The organism is Psychrobacter sp. AOP30-A2-5 (assembly GCF_052378115.1).
In the GTDB taxonomy this organism is placed as follows: Bacteria; Pseudomonadota; Gammaproteobacteria; order Pseudomonadales; family Moraxellaceae; genus Psychrobacter.
Map to the genome: position 1 here is coordinate 1 of NZ_JBQSXK010000062.1, position 801 is coordinate 801.

1 protein-coding gene is annotated in these 801 nt (G+C 44.2%); it reads left to right on the forward strand.

What is annotated here, in order from left to right; all coding sequences use genetic code 11:
* Positions 1–81: 81 nt before the first annotated feature.
* Positions 82–801, forward strand: a protein-coding gene (locus ACT3S4_RS14365; RefSeq protein ID WP_444761308.1) for an IS5 family transposase whose coding sequence is annotated in 2 segments (ribosomal slippage) — positions 82–302 and positions 301–801 — 722 coding nt annotated over the 2 segments. Because the reading frame shifts where the segments join, the coding sequence is not laid out codon by codon here. This gene is flagged as partial in the annotation.

Consider the following 801-nt stretch of genomic DNA (forward strand, 5'->3'; position numbering starts at 1 on the left):
TAGGGCGTGTCTTCAATTGGTTAAGCCATAAATAATAGTTACAATACCGCATCTATTGAGACGCTGCGAGAAGTACAAGTCATGGCAAGAACAGCACTAACAGATACGCTTTGGGATCAACTTCAATCAACGATGACACAGCATGGCTGCTATCAAACTCAAAACAGTCGAGAGGTCATGGAAGCCATACTGTGGAAGGTACGCACAGGTGCGCCTTGGCGTGACATACCTAAAGAACTGTGTTCTTGGAAAACAGCTTATAGTCGCTTTAATCGCTGGTCGAAAACTGGCTTATGGGCGAATTTTTTTTAGCTTACGAAAAGAAACTGATACGGAATGGGTATTCACAGACGGAAGCTATGTTCGCTGTCACCAGCATGCAAGTGGAGCTCGGCGTGGTGAAGATCGAGCGATTGGGCGAAGCCGTGGCGGCGCAACTACAAAGATACACCTATCCTGTGATGCCGATGGATATCCGCTCCATTTTAAAATCACTGGGGGTGACGTCCACGACAGTCAAGTTGCAGGTGAATTGATTGACATGATTAGGCATGCAGATTACTTCATCGCTGATAAAGGCTATGATTCACAAGCGATCAGGGATAAAGCTTGCATGCATGACATGATTCCTATAATTCCCAAAAGAAGCAATACTAAAGCACCTAATCCAGAATTTGATAGCTACTTATACAAACTGCGCCATCTTGTTGAGAATATGTTCGCAAGGCTCAAACACTTTCGTAGTATCGCCACTCGCTATGAAAAGTTAGCTCGTAATTTTAAGTCAATGCTTTATCTGGC